Origin of the sequence: Collinsella aerofaciens, from assembly GCF_040910245.1 — a bacterium.
GTDB lineage: Bacteria > Actinomycetota > Coriobacteriia > Coriobacteriales > Coriobacteriaceae > Collinsella.
Genome location: NZ_JBDGAY010000021.1, coordinates 1 through 24,233 on the forward strand (window position 1 = coordinate 1; position 24,233 = coordinate 24,233).

Here is a 24,233-nt window from a genome sequence, read left to right on the forward strand (position 1 = left end):
AAGCCGTTCCAGGGATTAGTTCTCCTTCCGGTAAGGGCCCAGGTAGACTACCTGGTCGATAGACGGCAGGTGCAAGGGCGGCGACGTCCTCAGCCGAGCCGCACTAATCGCCCGAGCTCTTCCGGAACCGCACCTCGCGGCCCGCGGGACATGCGCTCATAGGCGCGGTCCGGGCACGAGGATGCCCCCGAGTCACTCCTCCTATGCGCCATGCGGCCCCCAGGGCACGCAGATATCGACCCAGGACACCGAAGATACGGTGGGCGCCGCCCACCGGTCAGCGGCCAGAGCATGGGGGGCACGCCCGGTCCCGTTCCGAACCCGGAAGCTAAGCCCCATCGCGCCGAGAGTACTGCGGGGTCAGCCCGTGGGAGGCCAGGGCGCCGCTGACCGGTGGACGGCACCGAGCCGTCATCGAGATTGAAGAAGGGGGAGGCCTCGCGGCCTCCCCCTTTTTTGCGTTTAATAGAGAGCTGTAATACAAGAACTCGACTTCGTTTAGCTTGTCTTACTGTTTGGCTGTATTTTGAGTCCTTCTTTTGTATTTGCGCGATAATAACTCCCATTGGCGTTAGGGAGGACTTGATGTTTACCGTTTTTGTCTTGGGCAATATTGCTTCGGGTAAGTCGACTGCCTGCCGTTATCTCAAATCTCATGGCGCCATGCTTATCGATCTGGATGAGCTTGCCAAATCGCTGTATGTGCCAGGCTCCGATATCGTCAATGCCCTCGCGGAAGAATTCGGTTGGGACATTCTGGACGGGGAGGGCGGCATTCGCCGCAATGTCCTCGCCGCTCGAGCTTTCGCCTCTCCTGATACAGTTGCGCGGCTCAATGGCATCGTTCATCCGGTTCTCATCGAACAGCTGTCACTGAGGATTCTCGATCCTGTCTGCTGCGCGGTTTCGTCCCCCCGTTATCCCTTTGCGGTTGTCGAGGTTTCTGCCCCGACTGGTTTTGAGGATGCCTTTGGCCTGGCTGATGAAATTCTGGTTATCAGCGCTCCTTTAGCAGTTCGTCGCGAGCGTGCCATTCATCGTGGTATGGAGTCCTCTGATTTTGATGCGCGCTCTGCATGCCAACCTGATGAGGCTTCGCTTTGCAATCTCGCTACGACGGTAATCGATAATGCGGCGGGCGACAACTCGCTCTTTGAACAACTGGACGCATGGCTTGAGCGCCATGGCTTTGGGGATGTAGTGGATAAGGAGGAGGCCGATGCCTAAGACACGTTTCTTTACGTGGTATCGCGTGGCGCCACTTGCCGTCGTGTTCGTCTTCGGTCTTATTTCGCTCGTCTACTCGTATGCTCCTGCTGCCTTCTTTAAGCCTTTGTATCCGATTGACTACGAGGCGTACGTAAAGCAGTCGAGTATTTCGCACAATCTTGATCCGTATCTGGTGTGTGCTGTCATAAAGTCGGAATCGAATTGGGATCCTGAGGCGGAGTCGAATCAAGGCGCTCAGGGATTGATGCAGCTGATGCCCGAGACTGCCCAGGATATGATTGCCAAGGGTCTTGTCGATGGTAGCGAGTATTCGGCTGACAACCTTAACGATCCCGCTACGAACATCGAGTTTGGCTGTGCGTATCTTTCGTATCTTCTAACGTATTTTAACGGGTCGACTGACAGTGCCATTGCCGCCTATAACGCCGGCATGGGCAATGTCGACGGATGGGCGCAGCAGAGCACGTCGCTTCATAATGCAATCACCTTTCCCGAGACGCAGGCGTATCTGATTCGTGTCAATAATGCCTGGGCTCGCTATAAGACCCTCTATCCCGATTGGTTCGTATAGGACTATGCCTGCCGCCTGCGTATACTGCAGATATATGAGTTAGGAGTATCCATGGCGGAATTTGAAGTTGAGCGTGTTGGAGGAGAGCTCAAACGTTTTGGCGTTGAGGGCTCTGAGGTGCCGTTTAAGGTCGTGTCTCCATACGAGCCCGCTGGTTCCCAGCCTAAGGCCATTGAGTCGCTTGTGCAGGGCGTGAGGGACGGAGATCGCTATCAGGTTTTGCTGGGCGTGACTGGTTCGGGCAAGACCTTCACGATGGCTAAGACTATTGAGGCCCTGGGGAAGCCGACGCTGGTCATGGCTCCCAACAAAACGCTTGCCGCTCAGCTCGCGAGCGAGCTCAAGGAGTTCTTCCCTGACAACGCCGTGGTCTATTTTGTGTCGTACTACGATTACTATCAGCCCGAAGCGTATGTGCCGCAAAGCGATACGTATATCGAGAAGGATTCCTCGATTAACGAAGAGGTCGAGATGCTGCGTCATCAGGCGACTGCATCGCTGCTATCTCGACGCGATGTGATCGTCGTCGCATCGGTCTCGTGTATCTATGGCATTGGCTCTCCCGAGGACTATGCTGGCCTAGCTCCGAACGTCGACAAGAAGGTGCCGCTCGAGCGCGATGACTTTATCCATGCGCTTATCGATATCCAGTACGATCGCAATGACTATGATTTGGCACGTGGCACTTTCCGCGTGCGCGGCGATGTCGTCGACGTGTATCCGCCCTATGCCGAGCATCCGTTGCGGTTTGAGTTCTTTGGCGACGAGGTCGAGCTGATTGCCGAGATCGATGAGGTCACTGGCGAGATGCTGCGTGAGTACGAGGCCATTCCCGTGTGGCCGGCCTCGCACTACGTGACTGAGAAGCCTAAGGTCAAAGCGGCTCTAAAATCAATCAGTGAAGAGTGCGAGAAGCGTGTGGCCGAGCTCAAGGCGACTGATAAGCTGCTCGAGGCACAGCGTCTGCAGCAGCGCACCGATTATGATCTCGAGATGCTCGAGACCATGGGTTTTTGTAACGGTATCGAGAACTACTCGCGTCATCTGGACGGTCGAAAACCGGGCGAGCCGCCGTTTACCCTGATCGATTACTTTCCTAAGGACATGCTCTGCATCATTGATGAGAGCCATGTGACGGTACCGCAGATCCGCGGCATGCACGAAGGTGACCGCTCGCGTAAGGTGACGCTGGTGGAGCATGGTTTTCGTCTGCCTTCGGCACTCGATAACCGCCCACTTCGTTTCGATGAGTTTGAGGCGAGGATTCCCCAGTTCATCTACGTTTCGGCCACGCCGGGCGACTATGAGCTGCGGGTTAGCCAGAACGACGTTGAGCAGATCATTCGTCCGACCGGCCTGCTCGATCCAAAGATTGACGTGCGGCCGGTCCGAGGCCAGATTGACGATCTTGAGGACGAGATTCGCGAGCGCGTGGCCCGCAAGGAGCGCGTGCTGGTGACCACGCTCACCAAGCGCATGGCCGAGGATCTGACCGATCACCTGCTCGACGCTGGCATTAAGGTCAACTACATGCATTCCGATACAGCTACGATGGACCGTGTCGAGATCCTGCGAACGCTGCGCGAGGGAAAGATCGATGTTCTCGTTGGCATCAACCTGCTCCGCGAGGGTCTAGACCTTCCCGAGGTCTCGCTGGTGGCAATTCTCGACGCCGACAAGGAAGGTTTCTTGCGCAATCGCCGTTCGTTGATTCAGACGATTGGCCGTGCGGCCCGTAATGCCGGCGGCGAGGTCATCATGTATGCAGATGTTGTGACCGATTCGATGAAAGAAGCCATCGAGGAGACGCAGCGCCGTCGCGAGATTCAGATGGCATATAACGAAGAGCATGGCATTGTGCCCAAGACAGTCCGCAAGGCCATTAACGACATTTCGAGCTTTATTGCCGAGGCCGAAAAGACTGTGGGCTCGAAGGGGCGCTCGAGAGGCGATTCGCTGGGTCACGGTGCGTTCTATACGCCCGACGAAAACGGCGAGGGCGCCGCGCCGGAGACGGTGGCGCCCGAGCAGACGCTTGCCGAGCAGCTGGAAGGGCTGCCGCATGACGAGCTCGTGCGGATCGTCGAGACCATGGAGGAAGACATGCGTAACGCTTCCGCCGCCATGGACTTTGAGGAGGCGGCACGTCTGCGCGATGCTGTCGTTCAGATTCGGGCGATGCTTGAGGGCGCATCTGAGGACGAAACGATCGAGCGTTTGCGTTCGCAGGCTCGCAAGGGCTCTACCTTTGCTTCGGGCAGAAAACGCCAGGGTGCACGATTCAGGAAGTAGTGAACAGGCCCCGAGTTCCCTGTGGAGCTTGGGGCCTGTGTCGTTCGGACGCGGGAGTTCGTGCACTAGATGTCTGCTATCAGCGCCTTAGCGCAACGGATGCCGTCGGTGGCGGCACTCATGATGCCGCCGGCATATCCGGCACCCTCGCCGCAAGGGTAAAGGCCCGGAGTCGACGCGGCGTGGCATGTTCGATCGCGGATGACGGTGACCGGGGAGCTCGAACGCGTCTCCACGCCAGTGAGGACCGCATCGGGGCGGTCATAGCCACGCAGTTTCTTACCGAGCAGGGGGATTCCCAAACGAAGCGATTCGACGATATGCTGCGGGAGGGCATCGTCGATCGCCGTCCAGGTCACGCCAAGTGGATAGGTCGGTTTTACCTCTCTGGGTGCCGTGCTGGCGCGTCCCGCAAGGAAATCCCCGACGAGCTGTGCCGGCGCGTTCCAGTTGGAGCCACCCAGGCGATAGGCGGCTCGCTCGCAGGCGCGCTGGAGTTCAATGCCTGCGAGCGGATCATCGTCGGGAAGGTCGTCAGGTGTGACGTTAACGAGTAGGGCGGCATTCGCGTTGCGCCCGTTGCGGGCATTGAGGCTGGCGCCGTTGACGCACAGATGGCCCTGCTCGGAAGAGGCCGCGACAACCTGTCCGCCGGGGCACATGCAAAACGAGAACACACTGCGGCCGTTGGGGAGATGGGCGACAAGCTTGTAGGGGGCTGCTCCGAGTGACGGGTGCCCCGCCGAAGGGCCATATTGGGCGCGGTCGATGTCGCGCTGTGGATGCTCGATGCGCACACCCATGGCAAAGGTCTTTTGCGCGAGGGTAACGTTATGTTCTTTGAGAAGCTCGAATACGTCGCGGGCGGAATGGCCGCAGGCGAGAATGAGGTGCTTTGTGGCGATTGTTTCGCTTGTGGTTTCTTGCGGCGGTTTGACATCAACGCCGGTGATGGCGCCAGATCCATCGGTTCGAATATTGACGAGCTTTGTTCGATAACGGACGGTTCCACCGAGCTGCTCGATGCGCTGAGAAATGTTGGTGACGACGGTGGGGAGGATGTCGGAGCCAATGTGCGGCTTGGCGTCCCACAGGATGTCGCGAGGTGAGCCCGCTTCGACGAAGGTCTCAAGAATCAGCCGATGGGCAGGATTCTTGGTTCCCGTGTTGAGCTTGCCGTCCGAGAAGGTCCCTGCGCCGCCCAGGCCAAATTGGATATTGCTTTCGGGGTCGAGGATACGCTCCTTAAGAAAGAGATCAATCGCTTCCGAGCGGCGAAGTGCGGGGTCGCCTCGCTCGATGAGCAGGGGTTTAAGGCCCGCTGCGGCAAGGGTGAGGGCGGCGAAGAGACCGGCGCAACCGGCGCCGACAACGACGGGACGCCCCTTGGGTGCATTCGGGACAGGGTTGGGGAATGAAGGAGCCTCGCCGTCTACTATGCGGATGCGCGAGCGGTCGCGCTCGGCGACGCGGTCGACCACCTCCTGCTCGAGTCGAGAGCTTGTCAGCTCAACTCGAAAGCTCAAAATAAAATGGACATCTCGCTTTTTACGGGCGTCGATTGACTTGCGATGGAGCTCAATGGCTTTAATCTGGGAATCCTCGCATCGCAGGGCTCGTTTGACGGCACGTCTACCAATAGCAAGGCAGGCAGTTTCGTCGCCGGCCTCATCGAGTGACGCGTGGACTTGGGTGATTTCGATCATCGAGGTCTCCTTAGATGCAAGAAAGAGGCCGCCCGGTGTCCCAGACGGCCCGAATGCGTTTAGATTATAGACTGCGCGGCTATAGGCTGCTTGCAGCGCGAATGCCCGAGATCCAAGCCCACGCAAGGTTGAAACCGCCGCAATCGGCATCGATGTCGAGCGCCTCGCCACAGATGTAAAGCGGGGCGCCTGCCGCGTTGCTCACGCAGAGGTTGGGAGCTGAGACGCTCTCGATGGGCACGCCGCCACGCGTGACCTGGGCCGAACGCTCCTCTGTCGTTCCCTCGACGAGCAACTTAAAGTGCTTGAGGATTGAGACTAGATGGATGGGGTCGTGCGACCCGGGGTGGCACTGTTCGAATGCGGCGCAGACAACGTGTGAGAACTGCGGGGCGAGCATGCCGTCGAGCCAGCGGGGGTCGCGGGGCGAAAAGCCGCCGAGCAACTCAACTCGCTGGTTGAGCATATCGAGCAACTCGTCTTTGGAGAGGTCGGGGAAAACGTCGAGCAGAATCGTGTCGCCGCGCTGGACGCGACGGGAGAGGTTAAAGGCGGCAACGCCCGAGATGCCAAAGGTTCGGAAGAGCACTTCGCCGTCTTCGCGCCAGAGCTCCTCGTGATTGCGGGTGAGCGTCAAACGGGCGCGGACGCGCAGGCCATCCAGTGTCTTGAGCGCAGTCTGGTCGCCGAAGACCGATGCCGACACGGGGCAGAGGACGGGGTGCTGCGGTGTGAGGGAAAGATTGAACGTCTTCGCGATGTCGGCGGGGCTGCCGCCCGTAGCGATAATTACGGCCTTTGCCTGCAGCGTCTCGTTCCTGCGAGAGGTGTCGGCGAGCGCCTTCCGAAGCGAGCGGAGTTCCGATTTTCGGTCGTCGTGCTTTTTTGCCTTGAGTGCTCGCGCGGGACGATCTATTTGGAGTGTCCAGCCCTCGGGGGCTTTGAATGCCGAGGCGACGTTTGCTCCACAGATCAAGGTGATACCCAGGTGATTGCAAGCGTTGAGAAGTGCGTCGCGCACCGATTCGGCACGAAGGGAGCGCGGATACAGCCGGCCCTCCTCGGAGGTCGTCATGATGCCCAGCGAGGAGAAGAAACTGCCGAGCTCTTGCTCAGGCTGGGGGCCCATGACGGATTCGACGAATGCGGGGTGGTTGTACCGCTGGAAATCAATTGATTCGTTGGAAAGGTTGCAGCGGCCGTTGCCGGTCGCAAGGAGTTTAAGGCCGCAGGCAACATCGCGCTCAACGATGCAGGTGCTTTTGCCTGCGCGTGCGGCCGTAATGGCGGCGGCGAGACCCGAGGCCCCGCCGCCGATTACCAAGACGTCATAGGAGGCGTTTGCGTTCACTTAGGCCTCGGCGGTTTCGTGCGGGGCAATGGCCTCGACGGCAGAGACGGCCTGGGGCAGCATACGTGCGGGCAGTGCGGTTTCAACCTCGCCCTTATCGCAGGCCTCGGCGAGTGCCGGATTGATGGGAAGCTGCCCTAGGATCTCGAGGTTGTAACGCTCGGCGACCTCGGGGAGCTTGCTCTTGCCAAAGACTTCGATCTTCTTGCCGCAATTGGGGCACTCGATATAGCTCATGTTTTCGACGATTCCCAGAATGGGGACGTTCATCTTCTCGGCCATGTTGACCGCCTTGGCGACGATCATCGAGACCAGATCCTGCGGGCTCGTAACGATGACGATGCCATCGACGGGCAGCGACTGGAAGACCGTGAGGGCGACGTCGCCCGTTCCCGGAGGCATGTCGACCAGCAGGTAGTCGATGGGGCCCCATGAGGTTTCGCTCCAGAACTGCCTGATGGCACCCGCGATAACCGGACCGCGCCAGAGGACGGGGTCGGTTTCGTTTTGGAGCAGCAGGTTAGAGCTCATAACCTTGACGCCGTGCTCGGAGATTTCGGGCAGCATAAGGTTGCCGAGGGCATGGACGTGACGTCCGCTCATGCCGAACATCTTAGGGATAGAGGGGCCGGTAATATCGGCATCGAGGACGCCGACCTTGTGACCGTGGCGGGAAAGTTCCGTGGCGATGGCGCCGGTGACGAATGACTTGCCGACGCCGCCCTTGCCGGAAAGCACGGCGATAACGCGCTTGACCTCGGACAGCGTATTTTCCTCAAATTGCGACGGCGACGTTTGCCCGCCGGCTGCCTGTGCGTGCTCGCAACCCATGTTTGACTCCTTTGTATATGTTGGGGCCGGAGCCCCGCGGTGTGACACGAGCGTCATTGTACCCTCGTTTGCGAGCGGGAGTCATTTGCGATGCATTTGGGCCGAGCGTGCTTGCAATACGATGGACCCAAGCGAATGGGCGGGCTTACTGAACTTTGCTGGCGAACTCGAGGTATTGCATGCGCTGCAGCTTGTCGATCGTCGAGGTGTAGGGGCTGTCTTCAGATTCCAAGTCGTAGCGCAGCCCGTCGGCACCGAGATAGCCGGCGACATTGATGGTGGGCACATCTGACCTTGTTGCAAGCAGGGCCTTTTGATAGTCGGTGAGCGGGGCGCCGATCTTATTTAGGGTAATGGCTGCAATCTCGTTTGCCCCGACGGTGTCGTAGACGTTGAGCTCGGTATTGCCGGCGATTTCATAGTTAGCCCAGACGAAATAGGTCGACTGATAGACACGGAAAGCGTGGCTTGCCGTGTCTTCCTGAGGGTACAGCTCGTCGTTGAGAGTCGTTGCGGCGCTCGGCTGATGGTCGCCAAAAAAGACAAGAACAACCGATCTGCCGATATTGCGGAGCTCGTTGATAAAGTACTCGAGGTCCCGGTCGGATGCGTTGATGCAGGTGAGATAGGTGTTGAGCGCGCTATTGGCGCCCTCACTGGCTCCCTCGACCCAATAGTTTGTCAGCTCTTCGGCGGGAACGGTGCCATAGTCGTAGCCGCCGTGATTTTGCATCGTGACGTCAAAGATGAACTGCGGCGCTTCGTCGGTTCTAAGCAGGTCGAGTATCTTGTCGTAGGTGGCGTAGTCGCATACGCCGGCATGGTAACAGGGCGCACCTTCGAAATCGCCGATTGAAAGAAAGTCTCCAAAGCCCAACTGCTGATAGATTTTATCTCGATGGTAGTTGACGGGGTTTTGCGGGTGCATAGCGGTAGCGGTATACCCAAGCTCTTTAAGGTCCTTTGCCAGGCTGTTGACGCCATTCATCTGATACAGCTGATAGGGGATCTTGCCTAATCCGACAAAGGCCGTTGTCGCTCCGGTCAAAAATTCGAATTCGGAGTTTGCCGTTCCGCCACCGGTGACCGAAGCGAGCATGGTGCCGCGAACAAGTGTGTCGGGAAGCGAGTTGTAGAATGCGGGGCCGGTGTACCCGGCCGCCTGGAGCTGCTCAAAGCACGAAAGGTCGCTAAAACTCTCGTTCATGACGGCAACAATCGTTGGCTTGATTTCATTGAACTGGGCAACGGCAGCCGCGCGCTGCTCGCTCGAGCCATACGTGCTGTCGTAGGCGGCGGCGAGCTCCTGCTCGATGCTCTGCGCCTCATCGGGCGTATAGTCTTCGGGCTTCTCAATGGGCAACTCGTTGACCATTTCGGTGAACGAAGTGATAAAACCCTGAGACGCATATGTGGTGATGGGCTGCCAACGGTCAAATCCAAAATCCAGCGCCTGCTCCAAGTCGATGCTGGAAAAGCCCGAGAGCCCCACAACGGTCACTAGCAGAAAAGCGCAGAGGTTAGCGGCGATTGCGGGGAAGACATGGGTGGACGTACGGAGCTTTCGCGGTCGGATAAGCGAAAGAAGCCCCAGGGAAATCTCCAGCAGGGCGAGAGAGGTTACGATTCCGGCGGTAAAGGTAAACTCGTATCCCTCGCTCACCTCCATTGCGGTGCCAAGGGCCAAGATATCGCTTGGCAGGATGGCTTCGCCTTTAAACGTTATGACGAAGTGCTCGGCAATGCCAAGGATGCAACAGATGATGGGCACGAGGGTCATGACGCCTCCATGACGCTGTCCCAGCAAATAAAGGGAGAGTAGAACCGTCGCGAGCAGCCCGACGGAAAACCCGAATGAGTTGGCGGGAATGCGATAGAACGTTTCGTTGCAGGCAATTTCGAGTGAAACGAACGAGAGCGCTGAAACAGCGGCGATGACAAGGATGTCACGGCAAATACAGGCAACCGTTCCCGTCGCAAGATCGGTTTGGTCGATAAGTCCCGAAACCAAGGGCTCGACAAGAAGTATGACGGCGGCAGCACCGAGTGCCGAATAAGAAAGGACCCATAGGGAACTGTCCTCATTTACGAGCAATTGATTCGTAATCCATGCAGCTACCATGCCGAGCGGGATGAGGAGCGTCGCGCACCAAAGGGCGCGAAAAACAGGCGGCTGTTCCTTTCGTTTGACTGAAACGCATATGCGTGCGATGACAGCGGCCACGATAAGGACGGCGATGAATATGGGCAGATTGGCCATGTCACTCGAAGTGATTTCAAGGGGGATATCTTCGGTCATGGACGTTCCTCTGTTACAGCAAATTAAGTTCAGTATTAGATTACTGTAACCTTTTCCCGGCATTTCGAGAAACAAAGCACCCGATACGCAAAGCAAAACGTCTGCGAATCTTGTATTACGAACATCTGTGCGCGTCGAGTGCGCTAAACTCATCGTCAGTGTGATTTGAAGTTGTAGGAGGCAAGGAGCTTCCATGTCTGATTCTTCTATCGTTATTCGCGGCGCGCGCGAGCATAACCTGCGCGATATCGATGTTTCCATTCCGCGTGACCAGCTCGTGGTCATAACCGGTCTTTCCGGATCGGGCAAGAGCTCACTGGCGTTCGATACCATCTATGCCGAGGGCCAGCGCCGTTACGTCGAGAGCCTTTCGAGCTATGCGCGTCAGTTTTTGGGCCAGATGGACAAGCCCGATCTGGACTCGATTGACGGTCTGTCGCCGGCTGTGTCGATCGATCAGAAGACGACGTCCAAAAACCCACGCTCGACGGTGGGCACCGTAACCGAGATTTATGACTATCTGCGTCTGCTGTTTGCTCGCGTGGGAACGCCGCACTGTCCTGAGTGCGGTCGTGTCATTGAGCGTCAGACGACCGATCAGGTCGCCGACAAGGTGCTGGCGGCGGGGGAGGGCCGCCGCGCGTTTGTGTTGGCGCCGGTGGTTCGTGGACGCAAGGGCGAATACGCCAAGCTGTTTGAGGACCTGCGTGCGGAGGGCTTTAGCCGTGTGCGCGTCGACGGCGAGGTGCGCTCGCTTGACGACCCTATCGACCTGGACAAGAAGTTCAAACACGACATTGAGGTCGTGGTCGACCGTATCGTGATTCGAGAGAACTCCCTGGGTCGCATTGCCGAGTCCGTTGAGCAGGCGACGGCACTGGCGCACGGTAACGTGAGCGTGTACATGCTGCCCGACCGCGACGCTCCCGAGGGAACCGAGGGCGAGCTGCTGGAGTATTCGCTGGCACTGGCGTGCCCGGAACATGGGCATTCCATCGACGACCTGCAGCCGCGCGATTTCTCGTTCAACGCGCCCTATGGTGCATGTCCCGAGTGCGATGGCTTGGGCTTTAAAAAGACGGTCGATGCCGAGGCGCTGATTGAAGACCCCTCAAAGTCGATTGCCGATGGAGTCTTTGGCAGCCTGTTCGGCAATTCCAACTATTATCCGCAGATTTTTGCTGCGGTCTGCAAACACTTTAAGGTGAGTGCCGATACGCCATGGGAGGACCTGCCCCCGCGGGTGCGTCGTGCGTTTTTGGATGGCATGGGCGACACGAAGATTTCGGTCGACTATCAAAAGCTCGATGGGCGTCGCAGCCAGTGGGACACTAAGTTCTCGGGCGTGCGCAACATCCTGTACGAGCGCTACAGCGAGACGACGAACGAGAACACCAGGGCTCGCTTGGAGAAATACATTCGCGAAGAGCCATGCTCGAGCTGTCACGGTGCTCGCCTGCGTCCCGAGATGCTTGCCGTCACCGTGGGCGGCAAGTCCATTTACGATGTCTGCTGCCTGTCGTGTCGCGAGTCGCTCGAGTTTTTTGAGGGCCTGGAGCTTACCGAGCGTCAGCAGTTTATCGGCGGGCGCATTGTCAAGGAAATCCTGGAGCGCCTGCGTTTTCTGGTCGATGTCGGACTCGACTATCTGACGCTCGATCGCGCCTCGGCGACGCTTTCCGGCGGCGAGGCGCAGCGCATTCGCCTGGCAACGCAGATCGGTGCCGGCCTCATGGGCGTTCTGTACATTCTGGACGAGCCGTCGATTGGCCTTCACCAACGCGACAACGAGCGCCTGATCAAGACGCTCGAGCGCTTGCGCGATATCGGTAATACCGTTATCGTCGTCGAGCACGACGAAGATACAATTCGCGCTGCAGACTACGTGATCGATATGGGTCCCGGTGCGGGCGTTAACGGCGGACACGTGGTCGCCGCGGGAACGCCTGCCGATATCATGGCATGCCCCGATTCCATGACGGGTGCCTATTTGACCGGCAAGCGGATGATCCGCGTGCCCGATGAGCGCCGCAAGCCCGGCCGCGGCTGTCTTAAGATCACGGGTGCCCGCGCTAATAACCTCAAAAACGTTACCGCCAAGATTGAGTTCGGTACGCTCACGGTCGTTACCGGTGTTTCGGGATCGGGCAAGAGCTCCCTGGTCACCGATACGATTGCGCCCGCGCTTACGAATGCCATCCATCGTTCGACGCGTCCCGTGGGGCCGTACAAGAAGATTGAGGGCATTGAGTGCATCGATAAAGTAATCGATATCGACCAGTCACCGATCGGTCGCACGCCGCGCTCGAACCCTGCGACCTATATTGGCCTGTGGGATGATCTGCGTGCGCTATTTGCAAGCACGCCGGAGTCGAAGGCGCGCGGCTACTCGCCGGGACGTTTCTCCTTTAACGTAAGCGGCGGTCGCTGCGAGGCGTGCAAGGGTGATGGACAGATTAAGATCGAGATGCACTTCCTTCCCGATATCTATGTCCCCTGTGAGGTATGTGGCGGCAAGCGTTATAACCGCGAGACGCTCGAGGTTACCTACCGCGGCAAGACGATCTCGGATGTGCTCGACATGAGTGTCACCGAGGCACTGGCTTTCTTTGGGAATATCCCGCAGATTAAGCGCAAACTGCAGACCCTATATGACGTGGGTCTGGGCTACGTGAGCTTGGGCCAGCCCGCTACGACGCTTTCGGGCGGCGAGGCGCAGCGCGTGAAGCTCGCCAAGGAGCTTCATCGTCGTCAGACAGGCAAGACGTTCTACATTTTGGACGAGCCCACAACCGGCCTCCATTTTGAGGATGTTCGTCAGCTGCTCGACGTTTTGCAGCGCCTGGTCGATGCGGGCAACACGGTTCTGGTGATCGAGCACAACCTTGATGTCATCAAGGTTGCCGACCGCCTGATCGATATGGGCCCCGAGGGCGGCAATGGCGGCGGAACCGTCGTGGTCTCGGGCACGCCGGAGCAAGTCGCGGCATGTTCGCAGAGCTACACGGGCAAGTTCTTGGCGCCGCTGCTCAAGCGTGACCGTGAGCGTCAGGCGCAGCTCGACGCGCAGTAAAGAGACGTTGTAGTACCGACGCGCCACCGATTCCTTCTGATTCGGTGGCGCTTCTGTGTGTCGAGATGGCATATGCGACGGAATTGGCCCTATACTTAATCCTTGCGTCGCTCTGCGAGGGAAAGGATGTGCCATGGCAAAGGCTGTTAAGACGCCAAAAACCAATGCGATGCGCGAGCTGGAAAGCGCCGGCATCTCCTATGTTCTCCATACGTACGAAGACGATGGCGACGAATCGTCGGGGCTGGGCGTCGCGATTTCCGAGCAGCTTGGCGAGGAGTCCGGTCAGGGATTTAAGACCCTGGTCTGCACGACGCCGTCCAACGACCATGTCGTGTGCTGCATTCCCGTTGCCGACGAGCTCGACCTCAAGGCCGCCGCGCGTGCCGCAGGCGAAAAGTCGCTGACCATGATGCATGTCAAAGATCTGCTTGCCGCGACGGGGTATGTCCGCGGCGGTTGCAGCCCGGTCGGTATGAAAAAACGCTTTCGGACGCTGATCGATGAGACATGCGTCCTTTGGGATACCATTTTTATCTCGGGTGGCAAGCGCGGCTATCAGCTTGAGCTTGCTCCCGATGACTTAGTTGCATTTTGCGGGGCGACGGTTGCCCCGATCACGAGAGAGGACTGAGCGATGCCGCAGGAAGAATCAAAGCGCGGAGCTCACTTTGCAAAAGGGTCGGCTCCTCAGGCGCCCGCGCCCGAGGCCACTTCGTTCGATAACGAGATTCGAAACGCTTGGTCCGCTGCCGCTGACCCGGGCGAGACGGCCGTGTACTTGCGTGCCGCCGGTGCCGGCACGGCGCTTCCCCGTACGGTTCTTTCTTCGGCTCGTCCCGATGAGACGGCTGTCTTTTTGGCCGCCGCTCAATCGAGCGCCAGCGTGAAGCCGATCGCCTCCGAGGCTCCTCGTGCGCCGCGTCCCGATGAGACGGCGGTGTTTTTGATGGCAGCCCAGGGAAAGAGCACACCGCAGAGCGCTCCTGCCGCTCGTTCCGCCAAGCCCGCGGCTCATGATGATGGCGAACCGCTTCTTTCGGATGACGAATGGTCGCCGCTTGGTTCGACCGATCCCGTCGAGGGCGTGGCCATCGACGGTGATGACGACTGGGACCCTCTGTCGTTTTCTGCCCGAACCGTCGCTGCCAAAGAAGTTGACACGGTGTTTGGCGACCATGCCATATTCGATGATGATGCCGTATCCGGAAACAACATGCCGAACAGCGATGACGTCGCACCTGCTGATGACGCCGTTTTGGTTGACGATCCCTTTGCGATGACCGGCTCCTTTGCCGTCGTGGACGATTTACTGCCACAAGATGAGGTTCATGAGGACTCTCAGGACGACGTAGACGATATGGGTTCGTCGGACTACTCCACGGTTGGTCGTTCTGCTGGCCTCATGACCGTGCTGACCATCGTGTCGCGCGTCACCGGGTTTATCCGCACGTGGGCCATGGCGGCCGCCATCGGCATGTCGCTGCTCTCGTCCTCCTATCAGGTTGCCAACAACCTGCCCAACATGCTCTACGAGCTCGTGATGGGCGGCATGCTCGTTACGGCGTTTTTGCCGGTGTATATGGGCGTGAGGCGCGAGCAGGGCCGTGAGGCATCGAACGAGTATGTCGGCAATCTGCTCGGTATTCTGCTTCTGCTGCTGGGCGGTATCTCGCTGCTGGGCACCGTGTTTGCTCCCGGCTTTATTTGGACGCAGTCGTTCCTTTCGGGCGATGGCGGCAGCATGGATACCGCTGCGTTCATGTTCCGCTTCTTTGCTATCCAAATTCTGTTTTATGGCTTGGGCTCGGTGTTCTCGGGCGTTCTCAACGCACATCGCGACTACTTCTGGTCGACGTTTGCCCCGGTTCTCAACAATGTCATCGTCATCGCCAGCTTTATGGGCTTTGCTCCCGTGTCTGCACAATTTGGCGGGCAGGCCGGTATTATCTTGATCGCAGCTGGTACGACCCTCGGCGTCTTTGTCCAGATGGCCTGCCAGATTCCCGCGCTTGGCAAGCATGGCGTGCATCCTCATATCCATATCGACTTTAAGGATCCCGCGCTGCGACAGACGATCGCGCTTGGTATCCCGACGCTGCTCGCCACGGTGTGCATGTTTGTCTCGACCTCCATTACCAATGCCGCCGCGCTGGTGGTGCAGCCCGAGACCGGCCCTTCCGTCATCGCATATGCGCGCCTGTGGTACACATTGCCCTATGCGCTGATCGCCGCCTCGCTTTCGACGGCACTCTATACCGAACTCTCTCACGATGCGCAGGAGAAGGATTACGACAGCGTCCGCACGGGCATTTCGCGCGGTGTCGCCCAGATGCTCTTTTTCCTGATTCCGTTTGCGATGTATCTGATCGTCTTCGCCCGTCCGCTCAACATGATCTACTGCGCCGGCAAGTTCGATGAATCCGGTGTGGCGCTGGTGTCGGAGTTCCTTATCTATCTGGCACTTTCCCTGCCGCTCTACGGCGTGGTCGTGCTGATGCAGAAGAGCTTTTCGGCCCTGCTCGATATGAAACCTTATAGCCGCTATTGCCTGTACTCCGCTATCGGTCAGGCCGGTTCGGTGCTGCTGTTTGGCGTGGTGCTGGGCTACGGTATGCCGGCAATTGCGCTTTCGTACGTCGTTGACTACGTGGTCTTGGTCGGATGCTCACTGTGGTGGCTGCGCCGTCGTCTGCATGGCCTTCAGGTCAAGTCTATCCTGCATGGCGGTTTCTTCGGCCTACTGTTCGGTGGCTTGGGCGCTGCCGCGGGCGCCGGCGTCATGTGGGCACTTGAGCACTTTGTCGGAGCGCTTGGCAGCTCGATCCTCATTACCCTGGGCTACGTTTGTGTTGCAGGCGTCATCTCGCTCGCTGTAACTTTTGGCCTCGCCTTCGTCTTTATGATGCCCGAGGTCTCGGCGCTGCTTCGTCGCAAGTAGGTGCGCGTGGCAGGTCACGACAACATTCCAACACTTGCCGAGCAGGTTTCGCGCGTTCCCACGCAACCCGGCTGCTACCTTTGGAAAGATGCCAAGGGCGATGTCATCTATGTGGGTAAGGCGAAAAACTTGCGTGCCCGTATGCGTCAATACGTGACGCTGCAGGACGAGCGTCAAAAGATCCCGCTCATGATGCAGCTGGTGGCGAGCTTCGACTATATCGTGGTGGAGACCGAGCACGAGGCATTGGTGCTCGAGCGCAATCTGATTGGCCAGTACCATCCGTACTTTAACGTCGATCTCAAAGACGATAAAAGCTATCCCTTTATCGCCATTACCAAGAGCGACTTGTTTCCGGCTATTAAATACACGCGAGAGCGTCATAAACCGGGAACGCGCTATTTTGGCCCCTATACCGATAGCCGTGCGGCGCGTGAGACCATCGATACGCTACGCAAGGTTATTCCTATTTGCTCGGTATCCTGTGCGGAGTGGCGCCGCTGCCGCCGCATCGTCGAATCTCATAAGGGCGAAGAAGACATCGTCAATATGATTTGCGCGCAAAACGGGCGTCCCTGCTTTGACTACCATGTCGGGCGCGGGCCGGGCGCATGTGTCGGCGCAATTTCCCCTGCCGACTATGCCAAGAACGTCAAGCGTGTCGAACGTTTCTTGTCGGGCCATCGCAAGGATGTCGTCGACGAGCTTACGTCCGAGATGACGGAGGCAGCCGAGACGCTCGATTTTGAACGTGCGGCGCGCGTCAAGCGTCGTCTGGAAGTCATTAGGGGCCTGGACGATCGCCAACAGGTCGTTTTTCCATCAAGCGTCGATATCGACGTCATCGGCTTCTATCGCGAAGAGACTATCTCTGCCGCCTGTGTCTTTGTCGTTCGCGAGGGCCGAACGGTTCGAACTTGTGAGTTCATCCTCGATAAAGGCCTGGATGTCGACGAGGAAGAGCTTCAAGCGGGTTTTCTTAAGCGCTATTACGACGAGACGGCCGATATTCCAGCCGAGATCAATCTCTCTGTCGAGCTTGAGGATGCTGAAGCGTTGGGGGAGTGGCTTGCGGGCAAGCGCGAACGCTCTTGCCATCTCCATAGGCCGCAGCGCGGCGAAAAGCACCGCCTGCTCGATATGGCTTCCAAAAATGCGCGCCATGCCCTCATGCGCTACATGATGCGCACGGGGTATGCTGACGATCGCACCAATCAGGCGCTCCTGGAGCTCGAAAGTGCGCTGGCGCTGCCTGCGCCGCCGTTGCGCATCGAGTGCTTCGATATCTCGACGTTGCACGGCACCTTTACCGTCGCTTCGATGGTGGTATTTACCAACGGCCGTGCCGACAAGGGCCAGTATCGTCGCTTTAAAATTCAGGCCGAATTGGACGAGGCGAACGACTTCGTATCGATGTCCGAAGTTCTGGGGCGTCGCTATGCTCCCGAGCGCATGGCGGACGAGCGCTTTGGCTCGCGCCCCGATTTGCTCGTTGTCGATGGCGGCAAGCCGCAATTGACCGCTGCAATTAAGCAACTTGAGGTGCTTGGCCTCGATATACCAGTCTGTGGCTTGGCAAAGGCCGATGAGGAAGTTTTCGTGCCGTGGGACGAGACTCCCGTCGTGCTGCCGACCGGCTCCGCTTCGCTTTATCTGATCAAGCAGGTTCGCGATGAATCCCACCGATTTGCGATTACGTTCCATCGCGAGTTGCGCGATAAGGCTATGACGGTTTCGGTGCTTGACGACGTTCCGGGCGTGGGACCCACCAGAAAACGTGCCATTATGCGCCATTTTGGCTCGATGAAGCGTTTGCGCGCAGCAAGCGAGCAGGAGATTGCAGAAGTTCGAGGCGTTCCGGCTGATGTCGCCAAAGCGGTCCACGAGGCACTTGTTGCATGGAATGCCGAACGCGCCCAGGCATCGGCCAACCAATCCGAAAACTAAACGCGCTTCTAAACAACTGATATACATGATTGGTCAATTTTCAATCATTTGTTTCGCGGTGATTACCTGCCGATTTCGGGTTTTATTAGCGCTAAAACGTTTGACTAGCCATGGTGAACAACACTGCTATCCTGCGGGTTGACGAAGACTGATATCTCACCTCGTCGATACATACTGTCTGTCGGATCATTTGTCAATGAATTCGGTGAACGGTAGTAAATACCGTTCAAGCGTATGTATGTATCGGTCGCCGAGCGCGGCACCTCAGTTGGGTTCGTCGGTAGGTAAGGTATATATCGTCCGCAAGTTGCGCGGGGGCAAGTCTAGGTGCTCCCGGGTAAGATTCTCTATTGATAGGAGAAGACATGGCCATCATCAACAAGGGTATGTCCAGGCGTTCGTTCCTCGGCCTCACCGGCAGCGTCGTTGCTGTCGCAGGGCTTGGTCTCACCGGCTGCGGTGGCAGCTCTAGCGACGAAGGTTCCGCTTCCGGTTCCACTGATTCCGCCAACCGTGGCGGCGGCGTGATCACCGCTGGTTCCGCTTACGCTCCGTCCAGCTTCGACCCCGCCAGCACCGGCTCCGCTGTGGGCCTGGGTGCTAACTGGCACGTCATCGAGGGCCTCTACGGCATCGATTACCACGACTACAGCACCTTCAACGAGCTCGCTACCGACGATCCCAAGTCCGTGGACGACACTACCTTCGAGGTCACCATCCGCAAGGGCGCCAAGTTCTCCGATGGCACCGAGGTCACCGCTGACGACGTCGTTGCCTCCTACACCGCTTGCGCTGCCTCCGCTACCTATGCTCCGTTCTTCCAGCCCTTCGAGTCTATCGAGGCCAAGGACGCCAGCACTGTAACGGTCAAGACCAAGGTCCCCAACTTCTCCCTGCTCAAGGATCGTCTGGCCATCATCCGCGTTACCCCGGCTACCCAGGCCGAGGAGGATCGCGCCAAGCAGCCGATCGGCTCCGGCCCCTGGATGTATGACTCTATCTCCGATACCGAGATCACCCTGGTTCCCAACCCCGAGTACAACGGTGAGTATGCTGCCGAGGACGAGAAGATCCAGTACAGCATCCTGACCGACCCCACCGCTCGCGTTACCGCCCAGCAGGAGGGCTCCACGCTCGTTATGGAGCTCGTCACCGCTGACGCCGTCGACCAGCTCGAGAGCGCTGGCTGCAAGATCGACAACGTCCAGGGCTTCGGCACCCGCTTCATCATGTTTAACGTCGCCAAGGAGCCTTGGAACAACGTCAAGGTCCGTCAGGCCGTCATGTACGCGCTCGACACCGAGAAGATGATCACCAACACCTTCGCCGGCCTTGCCACCGCTGCCAGCTGCTACCTGCCCAAGAGCTTCACCAACTATCATGAGGCTTCCACGGTGTACAAGACTGACGCCAAGAAGGCCAAGAAGCTCATCGAAGAGTCTGGCATCACCCCGGGCGCCATCACCCTGCGCACCACCGACAATGAGCAGATCAAGGGCATGGCCGCTCAGGTCAAGAACGACCTCGACGCCCTCGGCTTCGATGTGACCATCCAGACCGATACCTCGCCGGCCACCTACGCTGCCATCGACGGCGGCGAGGCCTACGATATCCTTCTCGCTCCTGGCGATCCGTCCTGCTTCGGCGCCGATCCCGACCTGCTGCTCAACTGGTGGTATGGCGACAACGTCTGGATGCAGACCCGTTGCCCGTGGAAGGAGTCCGCTGAGTGGGAGAAGCTCCACGGTCTCATGGACGAGGCTCTTGCCGCCGAGGGCGACGAGCAGCAGAAGAAGTGGAACGAGTGCTTCGATATCATCGCCGACAACGCCGTTCTGTACCCCGTTGTCCACGTCAAGACCGTTTCCGCTTCCTGGGACGATCCGTCCACCGCGCCCAACGGCGAGGCCCTCGATGGCTTCAAGGGCATCGGCACGACGAGCATGTCCTTCAGGGGCGTCGCGACCGTCAAGGCCTAAGACTCGCTTGAGTCATATGTGGGGCGTCGGTCGTAAGGCAACGTCCTCATAGTTGAAACAAAGACCCGGGCGGCCTCGATGTCGCTCGGGTCTTGTAATGAGTATCCATACTCATATACCAGTTGGTCCTACCGACAAAAGAAAGGGGAGAGAACGTGAACAACTTTCTACGTTTGATTGGAAGGCGTCTCGTGGCGCTGCCGATCATGGCATTGGGCGTCACCGTCCTGGTGTTCTTCCTTATGTCGTTCTCCAAGACCGACCCCGCCTATACGGCGTTGGGTGACGGCGCCTCGCCCGAGGCGGTTGCCGAGTACCATGAGAAGTATGGTCTGGACGATCCCTGGCCCGTGCGCTACGTGCGCTACATGGGCGATCTGATCCATGGTGACATGGGCACCTATGGTGCTGCTCGCAACTCTGTTGCCAAGCGCATCTCCACGGCCCTGCCCGTCACGATGCAGCTGACCTTCATCGGTCTAGCCATCGGTGCGGTCGTCTCGTTTTTGCTCGGCGTCATCGCGGCACTGTATCGTGATAAATGGCCGGACCAAGTGATCCGCGTCTTCTCCATCGCCGGCTTGGCAACCCCGTCGTTCTGGCTTGCCGTTCTGTTGATCCTGCTGTTCTCTTCCTACCTTAAGGTGCTCCCGGCGTCCGGTGCTCTGCCTCACTTCACCACCAACCCGGCTGGCTATCTGGGACGTATGATCATGCCCGCTATCGCTCTGGCATTCCCGCTGACGGGCCAGATGACTCGTATCGTGCGTACGGCCATGGTCGAGGAGCTCGATAAGGACTACGTCCGTATGGCCCGTGGCGCCGGCGTTCCCGAGAAGGTCGTCGTCGGCATCAACGTTCTTCGCAACGCGCTGATCACCCCGGTCACCACCCTCGGTCTTAAGATCGGTTACCTTATGGGCGGCGCCGTCGTCATCGAGGTCATCTTCAACCTCCCCGGCATGGGTACTGCGATTCTGCAGGGCGTTCAGGGCAACGAGGCGAACCTGGTTCAGGGCGTCGTCATCGTCGTTGCTCTTGCCTTCATCATCATCAACATCGTGGTTGACATGCTCTACCTGCTCATCAACCCGCGCATCAGGACGGTGTAGATTATGGTAAAGATTCGAGAGAAGCAAACCGAGCAGCTCGAGAAAGCTGCCTCTAAGGGGCTCAAGCTCGGTGGCTGGAAGAAGATGACGCTGTCTTCTAAGATCGCCGCCGTCGTGCTGGTGCTGGTCGCCCTGACCGCGATTCTGGCGCCTCTTCTTGCCCCCTATAGCCCGGTCGAGATTTTCACTGCTCGCCAGGCTCCCGGCAACGGATTTATCTTCGGTACCGACGATAAGGGCCGCGACATTCTGTCGCGCATGCTCTACGGTGGTCGTTACTCGCTGATCATCGGCTTTGGCGCCACTGCCATGGCTCTGGTCTGCGGCTCGGTCGTGGGCGCCCTCGCGGCGGTTTCGCGCAAGTCTGTTTCCGAGGCGATCATGCGCATCCTGGACATCATCATGTCCATCCCGGGCATCGCCCTTGCTGCCGTCTTCGTCTCCATCCTGGGCAACTCCGTGCCGTCGATCATCTTCGCCATCGGCTTTATGTACACTCCGCAGATTGCCCGTATCGTGCGCGCCAACATCGTGTCCGAGTACGGCGAGGACTATGTCCGCGCGGTCATCGTTTCCGGCGCCAAGGCTCCGTGGATTTTGATCAAGCATGTTCTGCGTAACTGCATCGCCCCGATCATGGTCTTCACCGTTACCCTGGTCGCCGACGCCATCATCTTCGAGGCCTCGCTGACCTTTATCGGCGCTGGTATCCAGGAGCCCACCGCTACCTGGGGCAACATCCTCGCTGACGCCCGCGGCGGCGTGCTCGCTGGCCGTTGGTGGCAGGCGCTGTTCCCGGGTCTGGCCATCATGATCACCTGCCTGGCACTCAACATCCTCTCCGAGGGCATTACCGACGCCATGGCCGCTGCTCCCTCCGCCGCCCTGGATCCGACCGACTCCTCCAAGCGCCGCGAGGCCGACCTGCTGGTCTCCGATCCCGTTCGCGCCTACAAGGAGCAGGCTCAGTCCCTGTCCGCCCGTCTTGGCGCCCTGCGTGATGTCGAACTCAAGCGTAACGACCGCCATGTGCCCGATGAGTCCGTTGAGCCGATCCTTTCGGTCCGCGATTTCTGCATCCAGTTTGAGCACCACGGTGACATCAACGTCGTCGACCACGTTAACTTTGACGTCCGTCCCGGCCAGACCATGGGCCTGGTAGGCGAGTCCGGCTGCGGTAAGTCCATCACCACGCTGGCCATCATGGGCCTGACCGACGATGACGAGCACCTTTCCGGTGAGGTTCTCTGGGAGGGTCGCGACCTGCTCAAGATGAGCAAGAAAGAGTGGTTCGGCCTGCGCGGTACCGATATCGCCATGGTCTATCAGGATGCCCTGTCCTCGCTCAACCCCTCCATGCTCATTTCCGCCCAGATGAAGCAGCTCACCAAGCGTGGCGGCACCCGTAGCGCCGAGGAGCTCCTGGAGCTCGTGGGCCTCGACCCCAAGCGTACGCTCGAGAGCTATCCGCATGAGCTTTCCGGTGGTCAGCGTCAGCGCGTTCTGATTGCTATGGCCCTTACCCGCGACCCCAAGCTGGTCATCTGCGACGAGCCCACGACCGCTCTGGACGTTACCGTCCAGAAGCAGGTCATCAAGCTGCTTAACGACCTTCAGGCCAAGCTCGGCTTTGCCATGATCTTCGTTTCGCACGACCTGGCACTGGTCGCTGAGGTCGCTCATAACATCACGGTTATGTACGCCGGCCAGGTTATCGAGCAGGCGCCCACCAAGGAGCTGCTCACCAACCCGATCCACGAGTACACCCGCGGCCTTCTGGGTTCCGTCCTGTCCATCGAGAGCGGTTCGGGCCGCCTGCACCAGGTGCCCGGCGCCGTTCCGAGCCCGCGCGATTTCCCCAAGGGCGATCGCTTCGCGCCCCGCTCGAGCCATCCGCGCATTGGCCTGGACACCCGTCCGGTCTTCAAGCGCGTGCCCGGCACCGAGCACTTCTATTCCGAGCTCCCCGACGAGGTGCTCAAGGCAAATGGTTTGACCCCTCACGCGGAGGTGATGTAGATGAGCGAGACCGCAGTCAACGGCGTCGAGCCGATCATCTTCCTTGATGACGTCCACGTCACCTTTAGGACCCGTACCGGCTCGATTCTGCACCCCAACCTGGTTCACGCCGTCCAGGGTGTAACGATTAAGCTCATGCCCGGACAGACCATCGGCATCGTCGGCGAGTCCGGTTGCGGAAAGTCCACCACCGCCAACGTCATGTGCGGCCTGCAGGCCCCCACGAGCGGCAAGGTCTACTTTAAGGGCAAGGACGTTACCAAACGTACCGCTGAGGACCGTCGCCACATGGGTCGCGTCATCTCGGTCGTGTTCCAGAACCCGGCCACGGCGCTCAACCCCCGCATGGTCGTTCGCGAGCAACTGCTCGACCCCATGCGCGTCCACAACCTGGGTACCGAGGCCGAGCAGGAGAAGCGCGTCAAGGAGCTCTTGGAGCTCACTGGTCTGCCCAGCTCCGCCGCCGAGGTTCTTCCCGGCCAGCTTTCGGGCGGCCAGCGCCAGCGCGTCGCAATTGCCCGTGCCCTGTCGCTGAACCCCGATGCCATCATCGCCGACGAGCCCACCTCGGCTCTGGACGTTTCGGTCCGCGCGCAGATTCTGAACCTGCTGACCGACCTTAAGAAGGAGCTCGGCCTGGCCATGGTGTTCATCAGCCATGACATCCAGACGGTCCGCTATATCTCTGACGACATCATCGTTATGAATGGCGGCAAGATCGTCGAGCAGGGCGAGGCCAAGCAGGTCTTCCAGCACCCTCAGGACCCCTACACCAAGATGCTGCTTGGCGCTGCGCCGTCGCTGCTGCATCCCAAGCTCGGCGAGTAGCCTCGCTTTCCCTCCCGTGCGCCCGGTTCCCTTACCGGGCGCACCTCCGTTGCG

General features: G+C 59.0%; 15 protein-coding genes and 2 rRNA genes. 13 read left to right on the forward strand and 4 right to left on the reverse strand.

Annotation, left to right across the window (positions count from 1 at the left end; translation table 11 throughout):
* From AB5Z20_RS07740 to uvrB, 5 genes are all read left to right on the forward strand, one after another.
* A 23S ribosomal RNA gene (locus tag AB5Z20_RS07740) occupies positions 1-128 on the forward strand; the annotation flags it as partial.
* 148 nt (positions 129-276) lie between these two features.
* Positions 277-392 (forward strand): 5S ribosomal RNA (rrf, locus tag AB5Z20_RS07745).
* Between the two features lie 193 nt (positions 393-585).
* Complete coding sequence (gene coaE, locus AB5Z20_RS07750; protein WP_368156860.1) at positions 586-1,227, forward strand: dephospho-CoA kinase; 642 nt, start codon at positions 586-588, stop codon at positions 1,225-1,227.
* Entirely contained in the window at positions 1,220-1,801 is a 582-nt protein-coding gene (locus tag AB5Z20_RS07755) for a lytic transglycosylase domain-containing protein (RefSeq protein ID WP_368156861.1), read from the forward strand. Before coaE ends, AB5Z20_RS07755 begins: the two co-directional genes overlap by 8 nt.
* 51 nt (positions 1,802-1,852) lie before the next feature.
* Positions 1,853-4,093: an excinuclease ABC subunit UvrB gene (uvrB, locus tag AB5Z20_RS07760; RefSeq protein ID WP_368156862.1), complete on the forward strand. Its 2,241-nt coding sequence runs from the start codon at positions 1,853-1,855 to the stop codon at positions 4,091-4,093.
* A 65-nt stretch (positions 4,094-4,158) separates the two neighbouring features.
* Here the strand turns inward: uvrB and AB5Z20_RS07765 are convergent, their stop codons facing one another.
* The 4 genes from AB5Z20_RS07765 to AB5Z20_RS07780 form a co-directional block, all read right to left on the reverse strand.
* The gene (locus AB5Z20_RS07765; protein ID WP_138375034.1) at positions 4,159-5,799 is read right to left on the reverse strand and encodes an NAD(P)/FAD-dependent oxidoreductase; all 1,641 of its coding nucleotides are present in this window, start codon (positions 5,797-5,799) and stop codon (positions 4,159-4,161) included.
* 79 nt (positions 5,800-5,878) lie between these two features.
* A complete protein-coding gene (locus tag AB5Z20_RS07770) occupies positions 5,879-7,150 on the reverse strand; it encodes an NAD(P)/FAD-dependent oxidoreductase (RefSeq protein WP_138375033.1) in 1,272 nt (423 codons plus the stop codon).
* On the reverse strand, positions 7,151-7,981 hold the full coding sequence (locus AB5Z20_RS07775) for an Mrp/NBP35 family ATP-binding protein (RefSeq protein ID WP_138375032.1): 831 nt from the start codon (positions 7,979-7,981) through the stop codon (positions 7,151-7,153).
* A gap of 145 nt (positions 7,982-8,126) precedes the next feature.
* Positions 8,127-10,475: an LTA synthase family protein gene (locus AB5Z20_RS07780; RefSeq protein WP_368156863.1), complete on the reverse strand. Its 2,349-nt coding sequence runs from the start codon at positions 10,473-10,475 to the stop codon at positions 8,127-8,129.
* Here AB5Z20_RS07780 and uvrA point away from each other — a divergent pair.
* The 8 genes from uvrA to AB5Z20_RS07820 all read left to right on the forward strand — a co-directional run bounded on the left by uvrA (position 10,474) and on the right by AB5Z20_RS07820 (position 24,179).
* The gene (gene uvrA / locus AB5Z20_RS07785) at positions 10,474-13,353 is read left to right on the forward strand and encodes an excinuclease ABC subunit UvrA (RefSeq protein WP_368156864.1); all 2,880 of its coding nucleotides are present in this window, start codon (positions 10,474-10,476) and stop codon (positions 13,351-13,353) included. The genes AB5Z20_RS07780 and uvrA overlap by 2 nt on opposite strands.
* Positions 13,354-13,486: 133 nt before the next feature.
* A complete protein-coding gene (gene ybaK, locus AB5Z20_RS07790; RefSeq protein ID WP_368156865.1) occupies positions 13,487-13,987 on the forward strand; it encodes a Cys-tRNA(Pro) deacylase in 501 nt (166 codons plus the stop codon).
* A 3-nt stretch (positions 13,988-13,990) separates the two neighbouring features.
* On the forward strand, positions 13,991-16,294 hold the full coding sequence (locus AB5Z20_RS07795; protein ID WP_368156866.1) for a murein biosynthesis integral membrane protein MurJ: 2,304 nt from the start codon (positions 13,991-13,993) through the stop codon (positions 16,292-16,294).
* A gap of 6 nt (positions 16,295-16,300) precedes the next feature.
* Positions 16,301-18,241, forward strand: a complete 1,941-nt coding sequence (gene uvrC / locus AB5Z20_RS07800; protein ID WP_368156867.1) for an excinuclease ABC subunit UvrC — start codon at positions 16,301-16,303, stop codon at positions 18,239-18,241.
* A gap of 365 nt (positions 18,242-18,606) precedes the next feature.
* Positions 18,607-20,220 (forward strand): ABC transporter substrate-binding protein, encoded by a 1,614-nt coding sequence (locus AB5Z20_RS07805; RefSeq protein WP_368156868.1) that lies wholly within the window; start codon positions 18,607-18,609, stop codon positions 20,218-20,220.
* 155 nt (positions 20,221-20,375) lie between these two features.
* Positions 20,376-21,332, forward strand: a complete 957-nt coding sequence (locus AB5Z20_RS07810) for an ABC transporter permease (protein ID WP_022094871.1) — start codon at positions 20,376-20,378, stop codon at positions 21,330-21,332.
* Positions 21,333-21,335: 3 nt separating this feature from the next.
* A complete protein-coding gene (locus AB5Z20_RS07815) occupies positions 21,336-23,351 on the forward strand; it encodes a dipeptide/oligopeptide/nickel ABC transporter permease/ATP-binding protein (RefSeq protein WP_022094872.1) in 2,016 nt (671 codons plus the stop codon).
* A complete protein-coding gene (locus AB5Z20_RS07820) occupies positions 23,352-24,179 on the forward strand; it encodes an ABC transporter ATP-binding protein (protein WP_006236159.1) in 828 nt (275 codons plus the stop codon).
* The last annotated feature ends 54 nt before the right edge of the window (positions 24,180-24,233 follow it).

Coding starts and splice junctions, on each gene's coding strand:
- AB5Z20_RS07780 (WP_368156863.1), bottom strand. CDS start 10,475: ATGGAAGCTCCTTGCCTCCTACAACTTCAAATCACACTGACGATGAGT.
- AB5Z20_RS07815 (WP_022094872.1), top strand. CDS start 21,336: ATGGTAAAGATTCGAGAGAAGCAAACCGAGCAGCTCGAGAAAGCTGCC.
- AB5Z20_RS07795 (WP_368156866.1), top strand. CDS start 13,991: ATGCCGCAGGAAGAATCAAAGCGCGGAGCTCACTTTGCAAAAGGGTCG.
- coaE (WP_368156860.1), top strand. CDS start 586: ATGTTTACCGTTTTTGTCTTGGGCAATATTGCTTCGGGTAAGTCGACT.
- AB5Z20_RS07775 (WP_138375032.1), bottom strand. CDS start 7,981: ATGGGTTGCGAGCACGCACAGGCAGCCGGCGGGCAAACGTCGCCGTCG.
- AB5Z20_RS07820 (WP_006236159.1), top strand. CDS start 23,352: ATGAGCGAGACCGCAGTCAACGGCGTCGAGCCGATCATCTTCCTTGAT.
- uvrB (WP_368156862.1), top strand. CDS start 1,853: ATGGCGGAATTTGAAGTTGAGCGTGTTGGAGGAGAGCTCAAACGTTTT.
- uvrA (WP_368156864.1), top strand. CDS start 10,474: ATGTCTGATTCTTCTATCGTTATTCGCGGCGCGCGCGAGCATAACCTG.
- AB5Z20_RS07755 (WP_368156861.1), top strand. CDS start 1,220: ATGCCTAAGACACGTTTCTTTACGTGGTATCGCGTGGCGCCACTTGCC.
- ybaK (WP_368156865.1), top strand. CDS start 13,487: ATGGCAAAGGCTGTTAAGACGCCAAAAACCAATGCGATGCGCGAGCTG.
- AB5Z20_RS07765 (WP_138375034.1), bottom strand. CDS start 5,799: ATGATCGAAATCACCCAAGTCCACGCGTCACTCGATGAGGCCGGCGAC.
- AB5Z20_RS07805 (WP_368156868.1), top strand. CDS start 18,607: ATGGCCATCATCAACAAGGGTATGTCCAGGCGTTCGTTCCTCGGCCTC.